Source organism: Mycobacterium sp. NGS19 (genome assembly GCF_059813155.1).
This window is the reverse complement of the sequence record NZ_JCALEB010000001.1, coordinates 969,516-991,737: the sequence shown is the minus strand read 5'-3', so window position 1 is coordinate 991,737 and position 22,222 is coordinate 969,516. Positions and strand designations below refer to the sequence as shown.

At 67.1% G+C, this 22,222-nt stretch carries 25 protein-coding genes and 2 pseudogenes; 10 read left to right on the top strand and 17 right to left on the bottom strand.

Translation table 11 applies throughout. The features are described 5' to 3' along the window. Positions 1-96 precede the first annotated feature (96 nt). From AC5Y4N_RS05130 to AC5Y4N_RS05115, 4 genes and pseudogenes are all read left to right on the top strand, one after another. Entirely contained in the window at positions 97-1,359 is a 1,263-nt protein-coding gene (locus AC5Y4N_RS05130; protein WP_499911020.1) for a saccharopine dehydrogenase family protein, read from the top strand. A gap of 14 nt (positions 1,360-1,373) precedes the next feature. Then, positions 1,374-1,586: pseudogene (locus AC5Y4N_RS05125) on the top strand (acyl-CoA dehydrogenase family protein); the annotation flags it as partial. Further along, a pseudogene (locus AC5Y4N_RS05120) lies at positions 1,553-2,085 on the top strand (phosphotransferase); the annotation flags it as partial. The pseudogenes AC5Y4N_RS05125 and AC5Y4N_RS05120, both read left to right, overlap by 34 nt. A gap of 162 nt (positions 2,086-2,247) precedes the next feature. After that, on the top strand, positions 2,248-3,252 hold the full coding sequence (locus tag AC5Y4N_RS05115; RefSeq protein WP_499911017.1) for a PHP domain-containing protein: 1,005 nt from the start codon (positions 2,248-2,250) through the stop codon (positions 3,250-3,252). Here the strand turns inward: AC5Y4N_RS05115 and AC5Y4N_RS05110 are convergent. The 3 genes from AC5Y4N_RS05110 to AC5Y4N_RS05100 all read right to left on the bottom strand — a co-directional run bounded on the left by AC5Y4N_RS05110 (position 3,225) and on the right by AC5Y4N_RS05100 (position 5,695). Then, positions 3,225-3,758 (bottom strand): TetR family transcriptional regulator, encoded by a 534-nt coding sequence (locus AC5Y4N_RS05110; protein ID WP_499911015.1) that lies wholly within the window; start codon positions 3,756-3,758, stop codon positions 3,225-3,227. The genes AC5Y4N_RS05115 and AC5Y4N_RS05110 overlap by 28 nt on opposite strands. A gap of 72 nt (positions 3,759-3,830) precedes the next feature. Continuing rightward, positions 3,831-5,024 (bottom strand): DNA polymerase IV, encoded by a 1,194-nt coding sequence (dinB, locus tag AC5Y4N_RS05105; RefSeq protein ID WP_499911013.1) that lies wholly within the window; start codon positions 5,022-5,024, stop codon positions 3,831-3,833. 29 nt (positions 5,025-5,053) lie between these two features. Beyond that, entirely contained in the window at positions 5,054-5,695 is a 642-nt protein-coding gene (locus AC5Y4N_RS05100) for a TetR/AcrR family transcriptional regulator (RefSeq protein WP_499911011.1), read from the bottom strand. A gap of 68 nt (positions 5,696-5,763) precedes the next feature. Between AC5Y4N_RS05100 and AC5Y4N_RS05095 the strand changes: the two genes are divergently transcribed. Further along, entirely contained in the window at positions 5,764-7,242 is a 1,479-nt protein-coding gene (locus AC5Y4N_RS05095) for a flavin-containing monooxygenase (RefSeq protein WP_499911009.1), read from the top strand. On the opposite strand, the gene rraA is transcribed toward AC5Y4N_RS05095, so the two are convergent. From rraA to AC5Y4N_RS05055, 8 genes are all read right to left on the bottom strand, one after another. Next, positions 7,223-7,714, bottom strand: a complete 492-nt coding sequence (gene rraA, locus AC5Y4N_RS05090; RefSeq protein ID WP_499911007.1) for a ribonuclease E activity regulator RraA — start codon at positions 7,712-7,714, stop codon at positions 7,223-7,225. The genes AC5Y4N_RS05095 and rraA overlap by 20 nt on opposite strands. After that, positions 7,711-8,481, bottom strand: coding sequence for a MerR family transcriptional regulator (locus AC5Y4N_RS05085; RefSeq protein ID WP_499911005.1), 771 nt, complete (start codon positions 8,479-8,481; stop codon positions 7,711-7,713). The genes rraA and AC5Y4N_RS05085 overlap by 4 nt, the downstream gene beginning before the upstream one ends. Before the next feature lie 73 nt (positions 8,482-8,554). Continuing rightward, a complete protein-coding gene (locus AC5Y4N_RS05080) occupies positions 8,555-9,070 on the bottom strand; it encodes a hypothetical protein (RefSeq protein WP_499911003.1) in 516 nt (171 codons plus the stop codon). A 62-nt stretch (positions 9,071-9,132) separates the two neighbouring features. Next, entirely contained in the window at positions 9,133-10,038 is a 906-nt protein-coding gene (locus AC5Y4N_RS05075) for a CopD family protein (protein WP_499940459.1), read from the bottom strand. Positions 10,039-10,045: 7 nt separating this feature from the next. Next, positions 10,046-10,543, bottom strand: a complete 498-nt coding sequence (locus AC5Y4N_RS05070; RefSeq protein ID WP_499910998.1) for a copper resistance CopC family protein — start codon at positions 10,541-10,543, stop codon at positions 10,046-10,048. After that, positions 10,540-11,163 (bottom strand): YcnI family copper-binding membrane protein, encoded by a 624-nt coding sequence (locus AC5Y4N_RS05065; protein ID WP_499910996.1) that lies wholly within the window; start codon positions 11,161-11,163, stop codon positions 10,540-10,542. Before AC5Y4N_RS05065 ends, AC5Y4N_RS05070 begins: the two co-directional genes overlap by 4 nt. Before the next feature lie 33 nt (positions 11,164-11,196). Further along, positions 11,197-11,712 (bottom strand): hypothetical protein, encoded by a 516-nt coding sequence (locus AC5Y4N_RS05060; RefSeq protein WP_499910993.1) that lies wholly within the window; start codon positions 11,710-11,712, stop codon positions 11,197-11,199. A gap of 5 nt (positions 11,713-11,717) precedes the next feature. Next, the gene (locus tag AC5Y4N_RS05055; RefSeq protein ID WP_499910991.1) at positions 11,718-12,374 is read right to left on the bottom strand and encodes a DUF6474 family protein; all 657 of its coding nucleotides are present in this window, start codon (positions 12,372-12,374) and stop codon (positions 11,718-11,720) included. Positions 12,375-12,594: 220 nt separating this feature from the next. Here AC5Y4N_RS05055 and AC5Y4N_RS05050 point away from each other — a divergent pair, with 220 nt between their 5' ends. The 3 genes from AC5Y4N_RS05050 to AC5Y4N_RS05040 are packed head-to-tail and all read left to right on the top strand — an operon-like array spanning position 12,595 to position 15,547. Then, on the top strand, positions 12,595-13,851 hold the full coding sequence (locus AC5Y4N_RS05050) for a hypothetical protein (RefSeq protein WP_499910986.1): 1,257 nt from the start codon (positions 12,595-12,597) through the stop codon (positions 13,849-13,851). Between the two features lie 47 nt (positions 13,852-13,898). Beyond that, the gene (locus AC5Y4N_RS05045) at positions 13,899-14,390 is read left to right on the top strand and encodes an ImmA/IrrE family metallo-endopeptidase (protein ID WP_499910984.1); all 492 of its coding nucleotides are present in this window, start codon (positions 13,899-13,901) and stop codon (positions 14,388-14,390) included. Further along, positions 14,387-15,547, top strand: a complete 1,161-nt coding sequence (locus AC5Y4N_RS05040) for a hypothetical protein (protein WP_499910983.1) — start codon at positions 14,387-14,389, stop codon at positions 15,545-15,547. The genes AC5Y4N_RS05045 and AC5Y4N_RS05040 overlap by 4 nt, the downstream gene beginning before the upstream one ends. Here the strand turns inward: AC5Y4N_RS05040 and AC5Y4N_RS05035 are convergent. The 5 genes from AC5Y4N_RS05035 to AC5Y4N_RS05015 all read right to left on the bottom strand — a co-directional run bounded on the left by AC5Y4N_RS05035 (position 15,544) and on the right by AC5Y4N_RS05015 (position 18,832). Continuing rightward, complete coding sequence (locus AC5Y4N_RS05035; RefSeq protein ID WP_499910982.1) at positions 15,544-15,942, bottom strand: helix-turn-helix domain-containing protein; 399 nt, start codon at positions 15,940-15,942, stop codon at positions 15,544-15,546. The genes AC5Y4N_RS05040 and AC5Y4N_RS05035 overlap by 4 nt on opposite strands. Before the next feature lie 366 nt (positions 15,943-16,308). Further along, positions 16,309-16,980 (bottom strand): TMEM165/GDT1 family protein, encoded by a 672-nt coding sequence (locus tag AC5Y4N_RS05030; RefSeq protein WP_499910978.1) that lies wholly within the window; start codon positions 16,978-16,980, stop codon positions 16,309-16,311. A 244-nt stretch (positions 16,981-17,224) separates the two neighbouring features. Beyond that, a complete protein-coding gene (locus AC5Y4N_RS05025; RefSeq protein WP_499910975.1) occupies positions 17,225-17,758 on the bottom strand; it encodes a peptidase in 534 nt (177 codons plus the stop codon). Positions 17,759-17,929: 171 nt separating this feature from the next. Continuing rightward, entirely contained in the window at positions 17,930-18,553 is a 624-nt protein-coding gene (locus AC5Y4N_RS05020) for a superoxide dismutase (RefSeq protein ID WP_499910973.1), read from the bottom strand. A gap of 120 nt (positions 18,554-18,673) precedes the next feature. Continuing rightward, entirely contained in the window at positions 18,674-18,832 is a 159-nt protein-coding gene (locus AC5Y4N_RS05015; protein WP_499910972.1) for a hypothetical protein, read from the bottom strand. A 424-nt stretch (positions 18,833-19,256) separates the two neighbouring features. On the opposite strand from AC5Y4N_RS05015, the gene AC5Y4N_RS05010 reads away from it, so the two are divergent. Together AC5Y4N_RS05010 and AC5Y4N_RS05005 are read left to right on the top strand one after the other, a co-directional pair. Then, positions 19,257-20,291 (top strand): DUF4328 domain-containing protein, encoded by a 1,035-nt coding sequence (locus AC5Y4N_RS05010; protein ID WP_499910970.1) that lies wholly within the window; start codon positions 19,257-19,259, stop codon positions 20,289-20,291. Between the two features lie 6 nt (positions 20,292-20,297). Then, positions 20,298-21,104: a glycerophosphodiester phosphodiesterase gene (locus AC5Y4N_RS05005; protein ID WP_499910968.1), complete on the top strand. Its 807-nt coding sequence runs from the start codon at positions 20,298-20,300 to the stop codon at positions 21,102-21,104. Here AC5Y4N_RS05005 and AC5Y4N_RS05000 read toward each other — a convergent pair whose 3' ends face one another. Continuing rightward, on the bottom strand, positions 21,105-21,890 hold the full coding sequence (locus AC5Y4N_RS05000) for a hypothetical protein (RefSeq protein ID WP_499910966.1): 786 nt from the start codon (positions 21,888-21,890) through the stop codon (positions 21,105-21,107). Positions 21,891-22,222: the final 332 nt, after the last annotated feature.

Here is a 22,222-nt window from a genome sequence, read left to right as displayed (position 1 = left end):
GCGCCGCGCGCGCGCCTATAGTCAAACACGAATGGAGTTTGAATAAAGCTCGCCCGTGGCCCCGGCTGTGGTGACGCCGACAGATCGGAGAGGGTTATGTCCAGCAGCAACGGCGTTGTGCCGCGCGTGGTGTTCATTGGCGCGGCCGGGGAGATGTGCCGGCTGGCCATCGAGCGCTTCGCGGTCGCCGACGGCGATTGGGAGCTCGCGCTCTACGACATCAGGCCCGAGCTGCTCGAGTCGTTGGTCCGGCGGCTACCGGCAGGCCGTGCAACGGCCCAACGGCTGGACCTGTATGACCGCGAGGCCCTGCGCGAGGCGATCGGCGGCGCTGCGCTCGTCGTCCTGGGCGCCGGACCCTACGTCCGCACGTCCCGGCCCGTCGTCGAGGCGTGCCTCGGGGCCAAGGTGCCGTACCTCGATTTCGACGACGACATCGAAAGCACTCTGCACGCATTGTCCCTCCACGAGCGGGCACAGGAGGCGGGCATACCCCTGTACGTCGGCTGTGGCGCCTCGCCGGGCATGACCAACGTCATGGTGGTCGACGCCGCCAGCGAGCTGGACACGGTGGAGAACATCGAAGTGTTCTGGGTCGTCGGCGACGAGCGACCGGGCATTGGCCGCGCGGTGCTGGAGCACATGCTGCACGTCGCCGCGGGCCCCTGCCTGACGTGGGAGAACGGCGGACCGGTCATGCACGAGTCCTGGGTCGAAACACGCTCGGCCCCAATGGGCGGCGGCCTGGGTCACACCCTCATGCACGAGACCGCTCACCCCGAGCCTGCCACCCTGCCCCGCCGCTACCCCAACGCCAAGAGCATCCGCTGCTTCGGCGGGCTCGACCCGGTCGGCTTCAACGGTGTCGCCCGCGGGGTAGGGCTGGCCGTGCAGCAGGGCAAGATGACCGTCAACGAAGCCGTGGACTTCATGGAGGATCTGCTCAACTTCCGGATGGGCAGCCCCAAGGGCTGGCGCTACGCCGTCGCCGGTTTGATCGACCTGGTCCGTACCGGTGAGGGCGATATCGGCGAGCTGATCACGTTCGTAGCGAGGTCGGCCGCACGCCGCCGGGAAACCTACCGTGGCGGGCTGCTGGTGCGTGTCACGGGTCTGCGAGATGGCCTGCCGGCGGCCGTCATCAAGCGCACCCCGACCGCCGGACGCGACAAATACTTGATGGCCGACATGGCCGCTATCACCGGCACCGCGTGCGCCGCGTTCATGGTGCTGGCGCTCGAGCAGGACGGCGCCCGCACCGGCGCGTTCGCCCCGGAAAGCTGGGCCGAGCCGCAGGCCTTCTACAAGGCACTGGAGCGCGTCGGCGTGCCGCCCGACGAGCTCGTCGAGTCGGTGTAGTCGACCACTCGTAGACCGAGCCCCAGGTCGCGAGCTCGGATGCGACCAACGTGGAAATGTCGATGGTCCGCGACGTTGACGACGACATCCTCAACGGCCGAAAGTGGTTCGCCCTTAACGCGATGCACCGCAATTGCAAGGTCTTGATCGTGATGGGGAGAACGGACCCGGCCGCCCCGGCACACCGTCAGCAATCGATGATGGTCGTGCCGAGAGACGCTCCCGGCTCGAAACCTTGGGCATCGAATTCGCGGCGCCACTTCAATTCCGGCGAATAGGGCTCGGGCAATCGAACTTGACGTACCGCGTCACCGACGCCGCTGGTCGTGCCTGGGTGATCTGCTGGCCTCCGCCCACGACGTGGTTCGCGATGCGAAACTCGTTGCGGCGCTTCGCAATTCCGAGGCGCCTGTCCCGGGAGTCCTCGGCATCACGGTCGATTCTGAGTTCTCCGACGTGCCGTTGGTGTTGATGGAGTTCGTCGACGGTGTGGTCGTCGACACGATGGAGGTCGCACAGGCGTTGACACCGCAACAGCGTCGCCAGGTCGCAGTATCATGCCGCGCACCCTGGCGCGGATCCACGCCGTCGGCTCGCTGCCGCCATGCCCGAGCAACGCGAAATCACGCTGGTGCATGGCGGCTTCCATCTGCGCAACTCATCACCTCCCGGCAGGCGGGCGAGGTGATGGCAACGCTGGACTGGGAGCTGTCCACGCTGGGCGATCATCGCCGAAGGAGTCATGCGCCGAGCGGTGGACGAGCCACACAACATGGCGCCCGCGGGACTTCCACCGTCGCACGGATCGACGCGCTGGTGGACAGGGCCCGGGAACTATCCGACGTCGCGGGAATCTGAAGTCACGGGCCGAAGCGGCACACTGGAGTCATGGATCCGGTAGCCGCGCTGCGAGAGATCGCCTACTACAAAGACCGCGCGCGTGAAGAGCCCCGGCGGGTGATGGCCTACCGGCGTGCCGCTGACGTCATCGAGGCGCTGGACGAGGCCGAGCGCGACCGGCTGGGGCAGACGAACGGCTGGCAGAGCCTGTCCGGGGTGGGCCCGAAGACCGCGAAGGTGATCGCCGAGGCGTGGTCGGGTCAGGTGCCACAGCTTCTCCTCGAATTACGGTCTGGCGCAAGCGATTTAGGTGGCGGCGAGATCCGCGCGGCACTCAAGGGCGATCTGCATCTGCACTCGAACTGGTCCGACGGGTCGGCGCCGATCGAGGAAATGATGCAGGCGGCCAAGGCGCTGGGGCACGAGTACTGCGCGCTGACCGATCACTCCCCGCGGTTGAAGATCGCCAACGGGCTGTCCCCGGAGCGGCTGCGCGCACAGCTCGATGTGATCGACGAGCTGCGCGACGAGCTGGCGCCCATGCGGATTCTCACCGGCATCGAGGTGGACATCCTCGAGGACGGCTCCCTGGACCAGGAGCTCGAATTACTCGACCGGCTCGACGTCGTGGTGGCCAGCGTCCATTCCAAGTTGTCCATGGACGCCCCGTCGATGACGCGTCGGATGCTGCGAGCGGTGTCGAATCCGCTGGTCGACGTGCTGGGACACTGCACCGGCCGGCTTGTCGACGGCAACCGGGGCCTGCGGCCGGAGTCGAAGTTCGACGCCGAAAAGGTATTCACCGCCTGCGCGGAGCACGGCACGGCCGTCGAGATCAATTCACGCCCGGAACGCCGGGATCCGCCGCGGCGCTTGCTGGATCTGGCGTTGCAGGTCGGGTGCGTGTTCTCCATCGACACCGACGCACACGCGCCTGGGCAGCTCGAGTTCTTGGCCTACGGCGCGCAGCGCGCGCTGGACGCGGGCGTGCCGGCCGAACGGATCGTCAACACCTGGCCGGTCGATCAGTTGCTGGCCTGGAGCCGCGGCTGAGCGTCCTGCGGGTATAGCGCGGCGTCGAATTGCTCCGCCAATTCCCGGTCGGACTGCGCTACTGCCTGGGCCAGCACTCGGGCGCCGACGAAGCAGCTCAAACTGGACACGGCGCGCTCGTGGCTGCCGTACCGCTCGGTGAGCATGTCGAGGAACTCACGGATTCCCTTCGCGAAAACGGCGCTGAGGCCGGCCTTGCCCTTCGCGGACTCGCTGAGCATCGCAGCTGACACGCAGGCGCCGAACTCGTCGTCACGCAACCGGTCGAGCGTGCAATCTCCTTCGCGCATGGCGTTCATCGAGCGAGCGAACGACGCGCGGCAGGCCTCGTTGACAAGATCGTCTTTCGACGAGAAGTGGTTGTAGAAGCCTCCGTGAGTGAAACCGGCATCAGCCATCACCTCGGCGACGCCGACCCCGTCGACTCCACGTTCGGAAAACAACCGAATGGCGCTGTCGATGATGCGCTGCCTGTTGAGTTCCGCCTGTTTCCTGGTGACGCGCATGAACCAGTTCCTCCCGTGTTGTTGCTCTGCGGTTACCCGGCCCGTATCGGACTCATGCCTGTTTTGCTGTGGTCAATCCGGCAGGTGCGGCATCTCCAGGCCGGCGTCGCGGCCCAGCAGCGCAGCGCGGGTGACCGCACCGGTGCCGTAGCGCCGGCGCACGAGGTCCAGTGCCCCGTCCAGCGCGACGCCGTCGGGCGCCGAGTCGAAGGGCAACTCGAGTTGGGCAACGCCGTCGCGGTCGATGTTGGCGACGCTGAAGCCGATCAAGGTCAGACCACGCTGGGCGATCAAAGGAGTTGCGGCACAGACTAATTCGCGCGCCGCCGCCAAGAGCGGCGCGGTGGCGGCGGTGGCTTGGGGCAGCGTGTGCGAGCGGGTGGCGCGGCCGAAGTCCTCGAACCGCAGTCGCAGTACCACGGTGCGGCCGGTGCGTCCGGCGGCGCGCATCCTGCGGGCAATGCGTTCGACGAGCGTGACGACCGTCACGTCGATGTCGGCGGCGCTGTGCCGGCCGCGGCCGAGCGCCCGCTGGGCGCCCACTGAACGCCGCCGCACACCCGTCTGTACCCGGCGCGAATCGACGTTGCGTGACAGCGCGAACAGCCGCCGGCCCATCGCCGGCCCCAACAGCGACGCCAGCATCGGCTCGCCCAGCTCGGCGACGTCGGCCACAGTCTCGAGCCCGTGCGCGTGCAGCTTCTCGGCGGTCACCGCGCCGACGCCCCACAGCCGGCGCACCGGCAGCGGCTGCAGGAAGGCAAGCTCCCGGTCCGGAGCAACCAACAGCAAGCCGTCGGGCTTGGCCACTTGGCTGGCCACCTTGGCAAGGAATTTCGTCCGCGCGATACCGACCGTGATCGGCAGGCCCACGCGCTCACGGACGTCGGCCCGCAGCTTTTCGGCGATGTCGACGGGCGCCCCGGCAATGCGGCGCAGTCCGCCGACGTCCAGGAACGCCTCGTCCACCGACAGCGGCTCGACCATGGGTGTGGTGTCGCGGAACACGTCGAACACCGCGTCGGAGGCCGCGCTGTAGGCCGACATCCGGGGCGGCACGACCACCGCATGAGGGCACAGCCGCCGGGCCTGGCCGCCGCTCATCGCGGTGCGCACGCCGTAGGCCTTGGCCTCGTAACTGGCGGCCAGCACCACCCCGCCGCCGACGATCACCGGCCGCCCGCGCAGCGCGGGATCGTCACGCTGCTCGACCGACGCGTAGAACGAGTCGAGGTCGGCGTGCAGGATGCTGGCGTCACGACCCACGACCCCATCGTCGCGCCGGGGTCTGACACCTATGGCGTGCGGCCGTAAATGCTGGTCAGCCAGATGTGGGTGAGAGTGTCGACGAGCCGGTCCTCGGGAATCGACGGCCGTTCGTCGTTGAACGCTGCCGTCATCGCCCGTTCGTTCATCAGGTTCAGCGCCGTCGCGAGGTCCTCGGCAGGGATGGTGTCAGGTGCCGCGCCGCGTTCGCGTTCGGCGCGGATCAGGGCCGCGGTGTTGTCGACGCACTTCTGCATCAGCGTCGACCAGAGTTCCCGGATGGCGCTGTCGAGCACGAGCGCTGGTGCGCCCGCGCGGGCGACGGCCTTGTGCGCGCTGAACGCCTCGAAGAACGCGCTGATCCCGATGCGCCAGCCTTTAGCCGGGTCGTCGGGCAGTCGTTCGGCCAGCCCGTCGAGCGCGGCGTTGGCTTCCTCGACCACCCGATCGAGCAGCGTCAGCATGACCGCGGTCTTGGACGGAAAGTAGAAGTAGAAGGTCGGGCGCGAGATGCCGGCACCACGGGCCAGATCGTCGACGGAGATTTCGGTCATCGCGCGCTCTTCGAGCAGCCGCTCGGCCGTGCGCAGGATCGCCGCCTCCCGGTCGTCGCCCGACGGCCGCGACGAGCGGCGGCCACGGGAAGGTGCGGAAGCGGTCACGGCAGGCACTCTACGCCATGTCGACGTTGTCGACACTGCGTTGACCGATTCGACACAGCGTTGATACCGTGGGCCGCATGTCCGAACATCTCGACGTTGTGATCGTCGGCGCCGGCATCTCCGGCATCAGCGCCGCGTGGCATCTGCAGGAGCGCTGCCCCACCAAGAGCTATGCCATCCTCGAGGCCCGCGACAGCCTCGGTGGCACGTGGGATCTGTTCAAATACCCGGGCATCCGGTCGGACTCCGACATGTACACCCTGGGCTTCCGGTTCAAGCCGTGGACGTCGGAGCGCGCGATCGCTGACGGGCCGTCGATCATGGCCTACCTGAAGGAAACCGCCGAAGAGTTCGGCATCGACAAGCACATCCGCTACCGCCACAAGGTGGTGGCCGCTGACTGGTCCGACGACGACAACGCCTGGCACCTGAAGGTCGACCGAGACGGCGAGACCGTCGAGATCAGCTGCTCGTTCCTGATGGCATGCAGCGGGTACTACGACTACGACCAGGGCTATTCGCCCGAATTCCCGGGCGCCGAGAACTTCCGGGGTGTGATCGTGCATCCCCAGCATTGGCCGGAAGACCTCGACTACCAGGGCAAGCGGATCGTCGTCATCGGAAGTGGCGCCACGGCGGTGACTTTGATTCCGGCCCTTGCCAATTCAGGCGCCGGGCATGTGACGATGCTGCAGCGCTCACCCACCTACATCGGTTCCCTGCCCGCCGTGGATCCGTTCGCGGTGCAGGTGCAGAAGCGGCTGCCGCCCAAGCTCGCGTATCTGGCGATCCGGTGGAAGAGCATCCTCTACCAGGCCGCCGTCTACCAGCTCAGCCGCAAGTTCCCCAACTACATGCGCAAGCAGCTGATGACCATGGCCAAGCGGCGCCTGCCGCAGGGCTACGACGTCGACAAGCATTTCGGGCCGCGGTACAACCCGTGGGACGAGCGGCTGTGCCTGGCGCCCGACGGCGACCTGTTCCGCACGATCCGGCACGGTAAGGCCGACGTGGTCACCGACACCATCGACACGTTCACCGAGACCGGCATCCGGCTCAGCTCAGGCCAGGAGCTGCAGGCCGACATCATCATCACCGCAACGGGTCTGAACCTGCGGCTGTTCGGCGGTGCCGCGATCTTGCGCAACGGCGTCCCCGTGGACCTCCACAATTTGATGGCCTACAAGGGCATGATGCTCACCGAGCTGCCGAACATGGTCTTCACGATCGGCTACACGAACGCGTCGTGGACGCTCAAGGCCGACCTGGTCTCCGAATTCGCTTGTCGCGTCATCAATTACATGGACGCCAACGGTTACGACACCGTGGTTCCGCGGCATCCGGGTGACTCGGTCGAAGAGCGCCCGCTGATGGACTTCACGCCCGGCTATGTGCTGCGGGCGCTGGATCGGCTGCCGAAGGCCGGCCACAAGGTGCCGTGGCGGCTCAAGCAGAACTACCTGTTCGACGTGGGCCTGATTCGGCTCGGCAAGGTCGACGACTCGGCGCTGGAGTTCTCGAAGCGCCCGGCGGCGATCAGCGCGGCATCGGCGTAACCACTATTCCGTCGTCGTCGCTGTAGACGAATTCGCCTGGCGCGAAGGTGACTCCGCCGAACTCGACCTCTACGTCGCGTTCGCCGGAGCCTGCCTTACCGCTCTTGCGGGCATTGGTGCCCAGCGCCTTGATGCCGATGTCGACGGTGCGCAGCGCCGCCGAGTCGCGCACCGCCCCGTTGACGATGATCCCGGACCACCCGTTGTCCTGCCCGAGCCCGGCGATCACGTCGCCAACCAGTGCGCTGTGCAGCGACGCTCCGCCGTCGACCACCAGCACACCGCCGTCGCCTGGCTCCGACAGCACGGATTTGAGCAGAGCGTTGTCTTCGAAGCAGCGCACGGTATGGATTCGTCCGGCGAACATCGGCCGACCGCCGAACTGACGGAACTGAGTGTCACAGCTGCGCACTGCCGGGCCGATCTCGTCGACCAGGTCTGCGGTGGCGCGGGGTTCTACGCGGTTCGTCACGCCCCAGAATCTACGTTGCTGTACGCGGCGACGATCACGTCGTGCACGAACTGCGCCAGCCCGGGTTCGGCGTCGTCGTAATAGCGGGTGAACCGCTCGTCGGTCACGTACATCTCGGCCAGGCAGGTGTGCATCTGCTCGCTGCAGTTGTAGAACCGCTCGATGCTGTCGCGATGTCGCGACGCCAGCTCGTTCGCGCGTTCCGAACCGGGCACCACCCCGTCGCGCTTGGCTGCGGCGAAATCGGACAGCAGCTGCTCGCCTTCGGCCTTGATCTGCAGCCAGTCGGCCTTGGTGTAGCCGGCTGTGCGCCGCTGCGACTGCCGCCACTGCTCGGTGTCACCCCAGCGCTGCTGGGCCTCGGCGGCGTACTCCTCGGAAAACTTTGTGCTGCCGAAGATCTCGACTTGCTCTTCGGCGGTCAAACGAATACCGGAGCGGTGGGCGTCCATGAGTTTCTCCAATGCGGTGATCGTGCTGTCCAGGCGGTCTCTCTGGTCGAGCAGCAGCTGGTGCTGGCGGCGCAGGTGCGCCAGGGTGTCGACCTCCGGGTCGTCGAGCAGCTTGGCGATCTCGTCGAGGGGTAGGCCGGCGGCCCGGTAGACCAGGACCAGATGCAGTCGCTCGATGTCGGCGTCGGTGTAGCCGCGGTATCCGGCCGCGGTGCGGATGCTGGGCACCACCAGACCGATGTGGTGGTAGTGGTGCAGCGTCCGTACCGACACGCCGGTGAGGGCGGCGACGGCGCCGACGGTCTTGCTGTGCATGGCACCACTATCGGCCCTCACGTCGCGTCAGGGTCAAGCCGTCATCAATCGCCGGAGGCGCCCGGCGCCGACATCAGTCGCCAGCGAGCAGCCGCCGGACCACCACGATCGCCAGCAGGGCCAACGCCAGCGCCACCGCGATCTGCACACGCGCCTGCGAGATCTGCATTCGGCTGACGCTGGTAGCCAGGGTGTCACCGGCGGTGTCCACCGCTTGGCGCGCGCGGGCGGCGACGTCGTCGGCAGCGCCGTAGCGGCTCTCGCCGTTGGTGTCGGCGAGCGTGGCGCTGATCGGTTCGGGTGCGGGCTGCGTTGGCTGGGGCGCCTGCTCGGCGGGAGGGGGCGGCGTCGGCGGAGCAGGTGGCGGGGGTGGCGCGGCTTTCTTGGCGGTCTTCTTCGGCGCGGCCTTGTCGGCCTTGCTGGCCTTGGCGCCTTTGGCGGGCGCCTTCTTCGCCGCCTTGGCAGGCGCCTTCTTGGCGGCCTTCGCGGGAGCGCGCTTCGCGGGAGGCTTCTGACCCGGTGCGGGCGGATCGGCAGGCGGCGACGCGGGGTCGCGCGGCTCGTCCGGTCGGTCCGGCTGGTCTGCCATATGGCTGCTCCTTCGCAATTTCTCGCGGGGTACCCCATCATGCCAGCGGCTAGCGCAGGCCTCTATCCCGTCACGGCCAGCGCCGCGGCCATCAGCGCCACCTCGGCGACCGCGCGGCCCTGCGAAGCCGTGACGGCGGCCCGATGGGAGCGCGCCGCCGGCAGCCAGACGGTGCGGTTGTGCCACGCCAACACCACCAGTGCGGCGGCTAGCGCCACCTTGGCCAACAGCACGCGCCCGTACCCGCTGGCGTACCAGTAGACGGGCGATCCAGCTGCCTCAGCCGCTGCCAGCACACCGCTGCCCAACAGCGCAGCCACGCACACCAGAGCCGTGCGCGCGAATCGCGGCAGCACCCTGGCCCACTGACCGCGGTGCCTGACCGTGATCACCAATGCGGCCAGCGCGCCGCACCATACCGCGGCCGCCAGCGCGTGCACCGCGACAGCGACTGCGCCCCAGGCGCTTTCGGACAGATGTCCGCTGACCACCCGCGCTGCGATACCCAGTGCGGACGTGCCCACGGCTGCCGCCGACAGTGCGGCCGACTCCCGGCCCGCCGCTGCAATCACACCGACCGTGACTGCCGCGAGGATGCTGACCAGACCGGCACGGCCCGCGGCAGTATGCATGGTGAACTCGAGCGCAGCCCGCGCCGACAGCACGGTCACCGCGACGTCGGCGGTCTGTGCCGCGGCCAGCAGCTGGCGCAGCAGTTCGCCGGCCAGCCACGCAGCGCTTACCGTGATCAGCGGCGGGGCCGCCAGCCGCGCGAGTTCGGCGCGCCGGCGGCCGTCGTCGAGCGCCGGCAGCACGGTCAGCCCGAGCGTGGTGACCGCCGCGCAGTCGGCCAGCGTCCGCACCGCCGCAGCCGCGGGAGCCGCGTGGGGGAACGCGAGCGCGACTGCGCCGGCCGACGCGACGACGACGGCCGCGAGCACACCGGCCACTGCCGACGCCGCCTTCATGGCCGGCTCAGCTGCGCCCGCGCCGTCGCAGCGCTAATCCCGCACCGATTCCGACGACCGCCACCGCGAACACCACGAACGGCCACACCGGCACGCCCCTGCTTTCCGGCGGCGACACCGCGGGTCCGGGCGTGCCCGTGCCGGGCGCTGTGAGCTCGAACCACCACGAACCCGTCACCGGGTGCCCGTCGGCCGACGTGACCCGATAGTTGACGGTGTATCGGCCGGCGGGCCCCAGCGGTCGCAGACCGACGGTGATCACGGCGCCCTCGACGCGAGGCTCGCCCTGGGTCCATATGGTGCCGTCAGGGCCCACCACCGTCATCGCGGCGAAAGCGGTTTGCAGCGGCTCGTTGAAGGTTGCGCTGACCTGCGCCGGTCCGCTGGACAGCCGGGCCCCGTCGGCGGGATCGTTCGCGATCCGGGCGGCATGGGCGGAAGCCACCGGCGCCGTCGCCAAGCTCAGAGCCGTCAGCAGCCCGGCCAGCAGGACAGCGATCCTCATGACCGGCGCCGCCGCACCAAGGCAAGCGTCGCCGCGGCCGCACTCACCACCAGCGACGCAACGGCTAGCCAGCGCGCGAGGTCGTCGCTGTGCGAGGGTGCGTCCTCGGCATGCATCGTCAGCGTGGGCGCCGGATGCTCGGGTTCACCGCCGCCCGGAAGCGCGCCCTGATCCCAGCGGACCACCGAACCGTCCGAATAGGTCTGTGTCGCAGGGAAACTCGCGCTGTCGGACTGCGGCAGCTTCAACGACACCCGGAACAATGCGAACTGGTCGGGCGGGATGCCGCCGCCCGGTGCGGCGGTCCAGGTGACCGACCGGACGGTTCCAGCGGCCACGTCGCGATCGAGCTTGACGGTCCAGCTCGGCACCAACTCAGCCGAGGCAACGCTGCCGGCCGGCAGCGTCACCGTCAATGCCGTTGTCAGCGAACCGTTTTCGGACTCGTTCGGCACCTCGAAGCTCAGCAGCGCCCACTCGCCGGGCACGGCATCGGCGGCGTCCACGTGGACGTGAGCCGACGCCGGCGCGGTGCCGGCGAGAAGCCCGAGGGTCAGTGCCGTGGCGGTCACCACGGCGAGGATCAGGGCGCGGTGAAGCGCCCGGGAAATTCGTGTCATTCGGTTGTCTGCTTTCTTGTCGTCGGGGTCGGGTCAGCGGAGCGGGCCGACCGGCGGACCACGATGCGACATCGACGCGAAGAGCAGAACCATCCACTGCGGCGGCTGATCCGAAACCGACGCGGGCACAGCAGAGGAGTGATGGGCCGACGCCTGCGGCGACGTGACGGCCCGCACGACCGTCGACAATGCCTGCCACAGCCGCTCGCCGGCGGCGATCAGCGCCGCCCCCACGACGACAGCAGCGGCATGCGCAGCCACCATCGTCGGAGCGGGCACCGGCGCGTGGAGGTGCCCCGCGCTCGCCGCGAGCACGTGACCCAGAATCTGGCCGCCGGCCAAAAGCGCCATCAAGCCGGCCCGACGGGCGGCCCATAGGCTGCCCGCCGCTACCGCGCCGAGCGTCGCGGCCAGCACGACGAGAAGCACGAGCGTTGCGCCGCTCGGGAAGCCGCCACCGGCGACGCCGTGGGCGCCCACCGACAGCGCCACACTCAGCAGCGCCGCCGACGCGCCGCGCCAGCGCGCTGCGGCGTCGAGTCGGCGCATCCGGGTCAGTGCAAGCCCAGCCGGGCCAGCAGATCAGCGTCGATGCCGTCCAACTCAGTGGAGATGGCGGCATGGGCGGCACGACGTCGCGCGGGCGGCATGTTCTCGGCCGCGGTGACGGCCGCGGACAGGTCCTTGAGCCGGCCGGTGATGGCGGCGACGAACTGCTTGGTCTCGGCGTCCTTCGGGTTCTTGTCGGCAACCAGCCGCAGCGAATGCTCGGCCCCGGCGATGCGGGCCGACAGCCGTGCGCCGTGGCCGGAGAACTGGCCGAGCTCGGTCAACGGCACGCCGAGACGGTCGGCGCGTCGTTCGTCGAGCCATCCGCGGGCGCCAACCGCTACCCGGTAGGCGACCGGCACCACGATCGGCGCCAGCAACCGCGTGACCGTCAGCGTCCGGCGAATCCGGGTCGGTGAGAACACCTTGCCTTCGCGTGCCGCCTTCAGGTTGGTTTCGGCCACCTTCAACGCCGCCTTGTCGCTTTCCCGCTGGGCCTTGAGCTGGGCGCGCAGCGCCTTCTGTGCGGCGCGTTGTTCGGCTTTGATGCGGCGCTTCTCGTTACGCGCGGCGTATTTGGCATCGAGCTTGGCTCGCCGTTTCAGCGCCCGGGCCTCGGCGCGGCGGGTCGCTCTGCTCGTGCGCTTGGTGAACAGGCCCATGCGGGCTGGCCTCCCGGTCGTCTGGTCGAGCTTTCCGATGCATTGCGCGCATTGCGAACATGTATGCCCGCGCCGCGGTTGGTGGACCAACACTATCGCCCGCTGTCGGAGGGCACTTTCTCCGTGCCGGTCCGAGGCCGTCAAGGGGTTTCGGAATTTTCCCGTTGGGATATTTCCGGTGGTACGAGTGTGAGACAATGCACTTACTCCGATGCGCCTGATGGCGCTGTCGTCTGGGGGTTGGAGTGAGGACATGGTGGAGCGGTCGCTGATCCGGTACACCGCCGCCGCCTGCGTCGTCGCGGGCGGCATGTTGATGAGTGGTTCCGGCGCACTGGCTTTTGCCGACGAGCCTGGAAGTGACGGGACAGGCGGCGCAAACCCCACCGATCCGGGCACATCCCAGCCCGCCGATACCGGGACCAAGACGGACCCGGCGAAGTCGCCCCGTTTTCCGGGACTGCGGTGGCTGGCACAGCAGATGGCCGACAGCGCCGCCCGGACGGGCCCCATCCCACCGCCGATGATGATGCTGCCCACCCGCATCGGGCCGACTACCGCGCCCGAAACCGCCACCGGAACCGACGCCACCCAGGCCGGCCCGGTGTCGGCTTTCACCATTCCCGGATGGGGCACCGTGCAGCTGCCGTCGGCGAACACCCCGGCACAGCAGCCGAGCGGACGCCAACCTGCCGCTCCTTCGAGCGAGCCGGAAGCCGCGCAGAACGGCACCTCCGACACGTCGACGGCGGCGCGAACACAAGCCGCCAACGCCCCGTCCACAGGCAATCCCTACGGGACCATTTCGCTGGTGCCCAGTGGGGTGCCGGCCGGCCAGCAGACCACGGTCAAGAATCCGCTGGGCCGGATGCTGCCTGAACTGGACCTCAACGCGCCGATCGTGAAGCAGCTGCTGCCCACGCCGCTGGTGGCGCTTCTGACCGTGATCGCGCAGAAGGTGCCGCTGGCCGGACTCCTGATCACGCCGACGATGAACTTCGTGCTGCCGTCGTTCGTCGCCGACGGGGTGACCGCGCTGCTGTCGGACATCGTGGTGCCGACGACGCCGCTGGGTGCACAGAACCCGGCGCCGCCCACGTCGAGGGCTACTTTGGCCGAACCCGCCGCGCAGTCGTTGCTCGGTGCAGGTGCGCCGCCGGCCGAGCTGGCCCCGATGGGCATGGACATGCCGCGGTCGCCGGTGACACAGCCGGTATCCGGGCCGCTTTCCGTCGACAAACCACAGCCCAGCCCGCCGCCGAACCCGGCAGCGAACGAACTCGATCAGAACGTCGCCTATCGGGCCGGCTACAGCGATTACCTGCGCAACGCGGGACTGGCGCAGATCACCGCGATCGCGGTGCCTGGCGCCGCCGCGATACTGCTGTTCACCGTGGGCGGCGGCTTCATCGGATACCGGCAGGCCAGGGCCGGGCACGTGATTCGAGCGGAGGGCATATCCCGTTTCCTGCGCTGATCTGGCAAGCGTCTACGGCAGGGCACCGATGAGCGAAAGGGGGCGGCATGTCTGCCAGCCGACGGGTCGCCCGCGCGGTCTCCAGTGTGCTGAATCTGGCCCCGCGGCAAGGCGAAGTGTCGATGACGCGGCTGGTTCAAGCGGTTGCGGAAAGCCGCAAGAGGCCGATCGAAATCCAGATGGAGGAGCTGCCACCCGGCGTGTGCGGCCAGTGGCGCCAATACGCTGACCACGATGTCTTCCTGATCCAGCAGGGCCTTCCGGCGTGGGACCGAACGCTGGCCCACGAGCTGGGTCACCTGGTTCTCGGGCACGAAGGAATCTCCGTGGTGGACGCGGCTCGTGAAGGCACGGCGCTGGTCAGCGATGACCTGATCCGCTACATGCTCAACCAGCGGACCGGCTGCATGGGGCCTGCCGGAGAAGACGCCGAACAGGAGGCGGAAGACTTCGCCGCGCTACTCGGCTATCGGCTCGGCCGGTTGCGTTCGGATCGTGCCTCGATCGTGCAGGTCCGCCTCGGCGAGGCCTTCGGGTGATCCTCTGGGTCATCGCCGGACTGCTCGGCGTGGCCACGGGACTGCGGGTCGGCTGGGCCCTGGTGAACAAACAGTCGGTGGTGAGCGCCGCCATGATGCTCGCGCTCGGCAGCCTGGGCTTCGTCGCCGCACTCAACTGGCAGCCGCTCACGCTGCTCGTCGACACCGTGCTGCGCTGGCCGAACATCTCGGTAGCGCTGTCGCAGATCGCCTTGACGCTGTGCGCTGCGGCCAGCTGCGTGATGATCACGTCGGCGGCGTCCGCGATGAACCCCGTGGTCACCCGCCGACTGGCGTGGGCCAACTACGGGATCGCGACGGTGATCGCGTCCGTGTCGGTGGTGTTCTTCTTCGCCGACGGGCGTCAACCCGAGATGGCGCCGCAGGAGTATCTGCGGCGCAACCTCAACCAGCACACCTCACTGCCCTGGCTCTTGCCGCTGCTCTACATCATGCTGGCGCTGACCGTGGTGCTGTGGGCGGGCATGCGTTACTCCAACACCACCCGTCGCGGCCGCGCGCTGTTCGTGTTCAGCGTCGGAATCGGTCTTTTGGTGTTGACCACCGGGTTCTTCCTGATGCGTGCGGTGGATTCCACGGAATTCGTCAGCGTCGGGTCGGCGATCACCCTGCTGGCGTGCGCGATGTTGATCGTCGCCACCGGCTCTCTTTTGCCCAGCGTCGAGGACTGGTTCGGCGCCCGTCGGGAGATGCGGATCATCGCGCCGCTGTTGCAGGAGTTGTGCGAACGGCAGCCCGACGTCGGCGTGGGTGTGCGGCCGCGCGGGCCGTTGGCATTCCAGGTCGCCGAACAGATGTCGCTGATCTCCGACGGGCTGTTCTTGGAGGCTACGGAGGCGCATCAGGCGGCTCGCGCGGGCCGGCTGTCGGCGGCCGATCGCAACCCGCCGGCTGTCAGCCCGCAGGAGCAGGCCAGCGCCATCGCCAGGTGGGTCTTCGCCAGCCTGGACGGCGACAAGGCGTCGAACTTTCCCGGCCTGGCTTGGCTGCGTCAACCAGAGGGCTACTCGGACCGGGAATGGATCTTGGAGATCGCGCGCCAATACCGCGATCTCGTCGTCAGCGGTCGCCGCGCCCCTTCGGAGGAGGACACATCGAAATCGGTGGGGCTCCGGACCGACGCCCGATCCGCCTAGCTCTCGAGCTGCTCCTTGCGCCGCAACTCCTCGGCGTGGGCGACGAGGTCTTCCTTGGCTTCCGTCGACAGTCCGACGGTGCGGGCCGCGATCCGCCGCACCCCCTCGTCGCGCATCTCGGCCAGCCAGGTGAGTTCCTGATCGAGCTTCTCGAAGTACTCGTCGTCGGTGAAGTACTCAGGCTTGATCCGGAAGAAGTTGGCGAGCGCTGCCATGGTGGCCGCCGACGGATTGGTGCGATTGCCGGAACGCAGCTGAGACAGATAAGGCGCCGACATGGTGATGCCTTCAGCCTTGAGCGCCGCGATCACCTCTGCCGAGGTGTGGGGGCCCCGGCCCGGCGGATAGACCGTCTCGAACAGACGATTCAGTCGCGCCGCGAACGTCTTGCTCATGGATTTTCCTCCGAAGGTGGCAGTGTGTGGTGACCGCGTTTATTTTGCTGCTCATCGTACCCACAGATGTGCTCAGAGAACAGTGCAAACTAAATTAATATTTGCGCCGGTGTAGAAAACAGCAGGTGGGAGCCGCCTACAGCTACTCTGCGGCGCGCGCGCGGGACCCAGACCGACCGCTCTGACGAGCGACATTCCCCGGCGAACCCGCCGTTGCGGCATACTATAACGCACGTCATCAAAGGCGGTAAGACGCTTGTGAACGCAAGCAGCTGGCAAGCTTCGACTCGCCGGCGCACAGTCATTTGCTGCAGCGGGGTAGAACAACAGCCACATCGGTCACAGAAGTGGCGGGCTGGCGAACCGTCACTCCGCCGCTCGCCGGGTCGCCTTGGCGCGCAACGAGAAAGCGACAGCGCCGGCCACCGCCAACACCGCGACGACGGACGTGACGACGAGGGCGACCCACCGCCAGCCCAGCGCCGCGTCAAACAGCAGCCACAGGCCGAACAGCAGGAACAGCACACTGGCCGCGCCGTGCAGCAGACGCTCCGGCAGCCGCCGGTGCAACAGCGCGCCGACGCCGATGGCCAGCCCGTCGGCCAGGACCATCGCCAGCGTGGCGCCAAGCCACACGCCGGCCCAGTTGTGTTCGCTGGCAAGCGCGACAGTGGCCAGCATCGTCTTGTCGCCGAGTTCGGCCAGCACGTACGACGACACCACCGCAGCCAGCACAAACCGGTGCTCCGGCGCGGGTGGCGGGGAATCGTCGTCGCTGCGTTGACGCCAAGTCCACGCCGCAAAACAGATGAACGCCAGAGCCGCGGCGAATGCGATCGGCCGTTCAGGAAGGGTCAGGCCGAGGAAGTGTCCGATCGTGACCGACAGACCGTGCACAAGAAACGCGGCCACCGCCACGCCTGACAGCACCACCCACCAGCGGTGCCGCAGCGCATAGGTCATCGCGATCAACTGCGACTTGTCGCCGAGCTCGGCCACGAACACCACACCCAAGCTGATCAGTGTCGCGGTGAGCATCTGTAGACCTTTCGACGCGCTGCCCGGGCCGCGCATACGCGGGTCTCGGGCATCCGGTCGAAGGTCTCGCCCACCGCGCAGTGGTCGCTCGGTTCGCCGGCCGGACGCGGTTGCGCCAGTGTGTCGACACGACGATTTGGGGCTACTCCCCTTCGCTTACGTTCTCCGACGATAGCCAGTGGGATCCGAATTCGCCACGCCCGAGCGGATTTTCGGCTGGCCGTATCGAGTGCTTCGAATGCCCTTATGCGGCAAGCAGCATGGCGAGAATCGCAGTGTCGGGATGGCTGATCGGGTCGACGCCCACGCGGCTCACCATGGACGTGACCGTGCCGTCGGCCTCCGCCTCTACCCACGCGGCGCGGTGCTCCAGGCCCAGGTGCGGCAGTCCGGGCAGCAACACACATCCCGACGCGGCTCCGCTGCATTCCGGCAGCGACGGAACGGTTTCCGACGGCGGATGCAGCATGATCAGCGCCGGCGGCGTGTGCTCGGCGAAATGACCTGGCTCCAAGGCGAATTCACCAACTACCGGCCCCTCGGCCAGCACCAGCCCGACGGTGCCGGGCTCCGGTTCGTCGGGCAGCTCCTCGCGGACACCGAAAATCGTTGTGGTGGAGAGCAATCCGGGAAGCGACGCCACCCGCACGGCCACGATGAGCAATTGAGCCCACTCCTTGGTGGAATTCGGCCACCGGCCGGACACCACAAAGCCTTTGAGTGTGCCACGCGAATGGAAGGGGGCCACTTCGATGGCCCGGCCGGATCCCGTACTCATATCCCGCCTCCGCCTCCGGACATCTCGAACCAGATATGACACGCCACTGGGTCGGTGAGGTCAGGATGACGAAATTGCTGTTGGCACGCAATACGACACGAGTGCCAACGCAAAACCGGCGTGACGCCAGAGCCTCGAGGACTCTGGCGTCACGCCGGAAAGGTGGCGGGTCTAGCCGAAGATCAGGCCCTTGGTCTTGCTCGTCGCGGCGGCGAACCGGTCCTGCACGTCGGCCCAGTTCACCACGTTCCAGAACGCCTTGACGTAGTCGGCTTTGACGTTCTTGTACTGCAAGTAGTAGGCGTGCTCCCACATGTCGACCTGCAGCAGCGGAATGATGCCGAGCGGCACGTTGGCCTGCTGGTCGTAGAGCTGGAAGGTGAGCAGCTTGTCGCCGAGGCTGTCGTAGCCCAGCACCGCCCAGCCAGAGCCCTGCAGACCGTTGGCCGCCGCGGTGAACTGCGCCTGGAACTTGTCGAACGAGCCGAACGCGTCGTCGAGCGCGGACGCCAAGTCGCCGGTGGGCTTGTCGCCACCGTCCGGAGACAGGTTCTTCCACCAGATCGAGTGGTTCACGTGGCCACCGAGATGGAACGCAAGGTTCTTCTCGTGCAGAAAGATCGAGGCGTGGTCACCCTTTTCCCGCGCTTCGGCCAGCTGCTCGAGCGCGGTGTTCGCACCCTTCACATACGTTGCGTGGTGTTTGCTGTGGTGCAGCTCGTTGATCTGGCCCGAGATGTGCGGCTCGAGGGCTCCGTAGTCGTAGGGCAGGTCGGGCAAGGTGTACTCAGCCACGAGATTCCTTTCTTGTCTTCAGTTGTGTGCTTCGACCACAACCCTGCTCCATTGCCGCGCGCACCGCAAGGACACCTGCGTCGCAGGCATCGGCCGCACAGCGGCGCCTGTCAGGACCAGTCAGAACAAGACGATGATGGCGAGCACGGCCAGCAACACCAGCGCGATCAGCGCCGCACGCAGGGCCGACGTCATCTGTGCGCGCGTATATGGAGCCGACGAGGAGTTCCACTCCGACGGTGGCACCGCCGAGTTGGGTCCAATGGGATGCGCTGCCATTACAAACCCCCTACCGCCACGCTCGCACCCTCACCCCCAGTGAGATGTGTCACATCGACTCGCTGTGAGCGCGATCTTATCCGCTTCCGGGCCGCAAGAAAAATCTCGCTGATCGGATTGAACTGTGCCGCAGGCGGGTAGGTCCTCCAACAACCCCTGCACGGCAGCTGTTAGACGAAATAGCTAGCTCAGCAAGGCATTTCGCTGAGACCCGCACGCGACTGTTGATCACTTGCGTCCGCGGCTCCCAGGTTATCCACAGCCGCCATCGATCTGAGTGCAGAATGCACGCTCAAGGCCGCACGACGGGCGCCTCCGGATGTGGATAAAGCTGTGGAAATTGTGGATAACCTCGTTCTGCCGAGCGGTAGCTGACAGCGCCGACGCCTCAGTGAGGCCCTGATCCTGGCTTACGCTGGTCGGCGTGATCCAGGTGTGTTCGCGCTGCGGCACGCGGTGGAACGTGCGCGACCGCCAGCGGCAGTGGTGCCCGCGCTGCAACGGCGCGCTGCTGCCCCCGGACGCCTCGCACGATCCGACACACTCATCCGCTGCCGGCGCGGGCTCGTCGCAGCTGGGCGCTTCACCCACAAGTGGTCGCTCGCCGCACCTACCGCCTGGCTATCGCTGGATCGCGCTGCGGCCTGGCTCCGGGCCTCCGCCGCGCCGCCGGCGCCGCCCTCTCGGGCCGACTCCCCGCTACGCCTATATCCCCCAGTGGGGCTTGGTCGATCCGGCCACCCAGCTGCCACCCGCTCCAGCCACGCCACCGCGCCGCGGCCCCTCGGAACGGGCGCTACGGGCGATGCTCTACACGACGATCGGCGTGTACGGCGTGGCCGCGCTGCTGCACATCGTGCGCTACGTCCTGCTGGTTCTGAATCGCGACATGCTGCTCAACGTCGTCGTCGCCGGGATCGGGACGTGGGCGGCAGTAGTGGCCAGTGTGGCGGCGTTGTTCGCGATGGTCGGCACCGCTTTGGTGTTGACGGCGTGGCTGGTGGGCCGGCGGGCGGTGGCCTTCGCGCACCATCACCTGCCCGACCCGCGACCGGTGCGTGCGCTGTGGGTGGGATGCCTTGTGCCCCTGGTGAATTTGGCGTGGGGGCTGACGTACGTGATGGAACTCGCGGTGGCCGAAGACCGCTATCGACGCGTGGGCAAGCTGATCTGGTCGTGGTGGGCGCTGTTCGTGCTCAGCACCCTGGTGTCGATCTTCGCCACGGCGACCAGCTTCCCCGACGACACTCAGGGCATCGCCGACAACACGGTGAGCTTCATCGTCGCCTACCTACTCGCGATGGCCGCCACGATAGCGGCGGCGCGGCTGGTGTTCGCGTTCGAGCGCACACCCGTCGAACGGCCCTCACATCGCTGGCTGGTGGTCGCCGACGGCAAGAAATCCGAACCCGAATCGGGTGGCGAAGTTGAGGCCGATGGTGAAGAACCGGCAGCATAGACGTCTATGACGTCTGGGGGGCACCCGTTCGTGGTTGCGCATCGCGGAGCCTCCGCCGATCGCGCCGAGAACACACTGGCGGCCTACGACGTCGCACTGGCTCAAGGGGCCGACGGGGTCGAATGCGACGTGCGCCTGACCCGCGACGGACAACTGATCTGCCTGCACGACCGCCGCGTCGACCGGACGTCAGACGGCACGGGGCGAATCAGCGAGATGACCTTTGATGAGGTTGGTCAGCTCGACTTCTGCTCATGGCATCCCAACGGCGAGTTGCATGAGGACACCGGCGTTCTTCTGATCGACGACCTCATCGCGCTCGTCTTGGACTGGCGCCGTCCGGTGAAGATCTTCATCGAAACCAAGCACCCTGTCCGCTACGGGGCGCTGGTGGAGAAGACGCTCCTCGAGGTGCTGCGGCGCTTCGGTATTGCGTCACCCGCGTCAGCGGATCTCTCGCGGGCGGTAGTGATGTCGTTCTCGCCCGCCGCGGTGTGGCGAATTCGCCGGGCCGCACCGCTGCTGCCCACGGTGCTACTGGGTGAAGCGTCGCGCATGCTGCGGGGCATTTCCGCCACGACTGTGGGTGCCACGGCAGTCGGCCCGCACATCAGTACCTTGCGGAAGGACCCCGAGCTGGTCGACCGCGCGGCGGCGCGGGGCCGGGCCACCTACTGCTGGACGGTTGACCGCTTCGAAGACGTCGAGCATTGCCGCAGATTGGGCGTCGACTGGATTGCGACGAACCATCCTGCGCAAACCAAGCGCTGGCTCGAGCGGGGGCGTCTCGACGGGAGCACCAACAAAGGGTGATTACATGCCGTGTGGTGGGCGCGATCCGTCATCTTGGCTCGCCGCCGGCCCCGAAGTAGGTGGCTCGACTTCGGCCTGACACTCGCGCGTCATGGCACGGTGGAACCACGAGTCGAAGACCTCCCGAATTGCCTGCGCTGACTGTGAATCGTCCTCACGCGGGACGAATTCGTACGTGAAATTGTCTAACTGCAAGCCATCGTCGCCGTCCTGCCACTGAAGGATCGAATAGAACAGATCTCCATTTCCCAGGCGGAATCCGTGAAGCGCCGGCATAAAATCATATGCGAAAGCTTGCACATCAATTCGGTGAAGTCGTGCAGACGCCGACTTGGCAAATGCACAAACGCTGTTCAAATAATGGCGCGCTTGCTCAATGGCATCTCTTGGCATATACGGTGAATGGTTGTCTTCGCAGCCGAATGCCGTGAATCGCATGGTCCAGCCGTCAACACGGGATTGGTTAATCCAGAATCTGACATTCGGCCAGGCAGTAAACAAAGTAAGACCCAGGACATCGAGCCGCTTCTCCTCGTTGCGAGTAATGGACCGGGCCCGCTCCAGCAAAAACGGGTACATGTCGGTGGGGTCAGAAAAGTGCCGCTGGACCGGGGACTTCTTGCCGCTGAGGGCGCGAACATCGAAGAATATCGAGACGAGGACGACGGTGATGACAAGGTGACTAAAGCTACCTGATGGTCCTAGACCTACCTTTGTCAGCGGATCCTCGAGCCACGGTATGCTCAGTAGCAAAATGGCGAAAAGACCTCCGACGGCGATGGTCACCTGTATATAGGAGATGGCTCGTTCAGAAAATCTCTTGAGCCGGGCTTGGCTGCGGTTCTGCCGCAACGCTGCAAGCCCATGCTCGTGCCGTCGTTCGTCGGAGCTCTTTCTCTCGGGCGCCACTATCGTTGTTCCCAGCCATTTCTCAGACCGCTACGGCCTGAACCGGCAAAGACATTACTATGAGAACGCGTTCCGGGCAATGGAAGAGCACCAGCATGGTGATACCGTATTGTTGAACATCGCAATCATTCCTGATGATTTCGGTGATAGCCGCGGCCATGCAGCTGAGCCAAACGGCGGCGCGGCTCGGCGGTGCTTTTCGTGTCGAC

Bases quoted from the DNA above. Each gene is read 5' to 3' on its own strand.
- AC5Y4N_RS05130 (WP_499911020.1), top strand. From the start codon at position 97: ATGTCCAGCAGCAACGGCGTTGTGCCGCGCGTGGTGTTCATTGGCGCG.
- AC5Y4N_RS05115 (WP_499911017.1), top strand. From the start codon at position 2,248: ATGGATCCGGTAGCCGCGCTGCGAGAGATCGCCTACTACAAAGACCGC.
- AC5Y4N_RS05110 (WP_499911015.1), bottom strand. From the start codon at position 3,758: ATGCGCGTCACCAGGAAACAGGCGGAACTCAACAGGCAGCGCATCATC.
- AC5Y4N_RS05095 (WP_499911009.1), top strand. From the start codon at position 5,764: ATGTCCGAACATCTCGACGTTGTGATCGTCGGCGCCGGCATCTCCGGC.
- AC5Y4N_RS05085 (WP_499911005.1), bottom strand. From the start codon at position 8,481: ATGCACAGCAAGACCGTCGGCGCCGTCGCCGCCCTCACCGGCGTGTCG.
- AC5Y4N_RS05080 (WP_499911003.1), bottom strand. From the start codon at position 9,070: ATGGCAGACCAGCCGGACCGACCGGACGAGCCGCGCGACCCCGCGTCG.
- AC5Y4N_RS05075 (WP_499940459.1), bottom strand. From the start codon at position 10,038: ATGAAGGCGGCGTCGGCAGTGGCCGGTGTGCTCGCGGCCGTCGTCGTC.
- AC5Y4N_RS05070 (WP_499910998.1), bottom strand. From the start codon at position 10,543: ATGAGGATCGCTGTCCTGCTGGCCGGGCTGCTGACGGCTCTGAGCTTG.
- AC5Y4N_RS05065 (WP_499910996.1), bottom strand. From the start codon at position 11,163: ATGACACGAATTTCCCGGGCGCTTCACCGCGCCCTGATCCTCGCCGTG.
- AC5Y4N_RS05060 (WP_499910993.1), bottom strand. From the start codon at position 11,712: ATGCGCCGACTCGACGCCGCAGCGCGCTGGCGCGGCGCGTCGGCGGCG.
- AC5Y4N_RS05055 (WP_499910991.1), bottom strand. From the start codon at position 12,374: ATGGGCCTGTTCACCAAGCGCACGAGCAGAGCGACCCGCCGCGCCGAG.
- AC5Y4N_RS05050 (WP_499910986.1), top strand. From the start codon at position 12,595: ATGGCGCTGTCGTCTGGGGGTTGGAGTGAGGACATGGTGGAGCGGTCG.
- AC5Y4N_RS05045 (WP_499910984.1), top strand. From the start codon at position 13,899: ATGTCTGCCAGCCGACGGGTCGCCCGCGCGGTCTCCAGTGTGCTGAAT.
- AC5Y4N_RS05035 (WP_499910982.1), bottom strand. From the start codon at position 15,942: ATGAGCAAGACGTTCGCGGCGCGACTGAATCGTCTGTTCGAGACGGTC.
- AC5Y4N_RS05030 (WP_499910978.1), bottom strand. From the start codon at position 16,980: ATGCTCACCGCGACACTGATCAGCTTGGGTGTGGTGTTCGTGGCCGAG.
- AC5Y4N_RS05025 (WP_499910975.1), bottom strand. From the start codon at position 17,758: ATGAGTACGGGATCCGGCCGGGCCATCGAAGTGGCCCCCTTCCATTCG.
- AC5Y4N_RS05015 (WP_499910972.1), bottom strand. From the start codon at position 18,832: ATGGCAGCGCATCCCATTGGACCCAACTCGGCGGTGCCACCGTCGGAG.
- AC5Y4N_RS05005 (WP_499910968.1), top strand. From the start codon at position 20,298: ATGACGTCTGGGGGGCACCCGTTCGTGGTTGCGCATCGCGGAGCCTCC.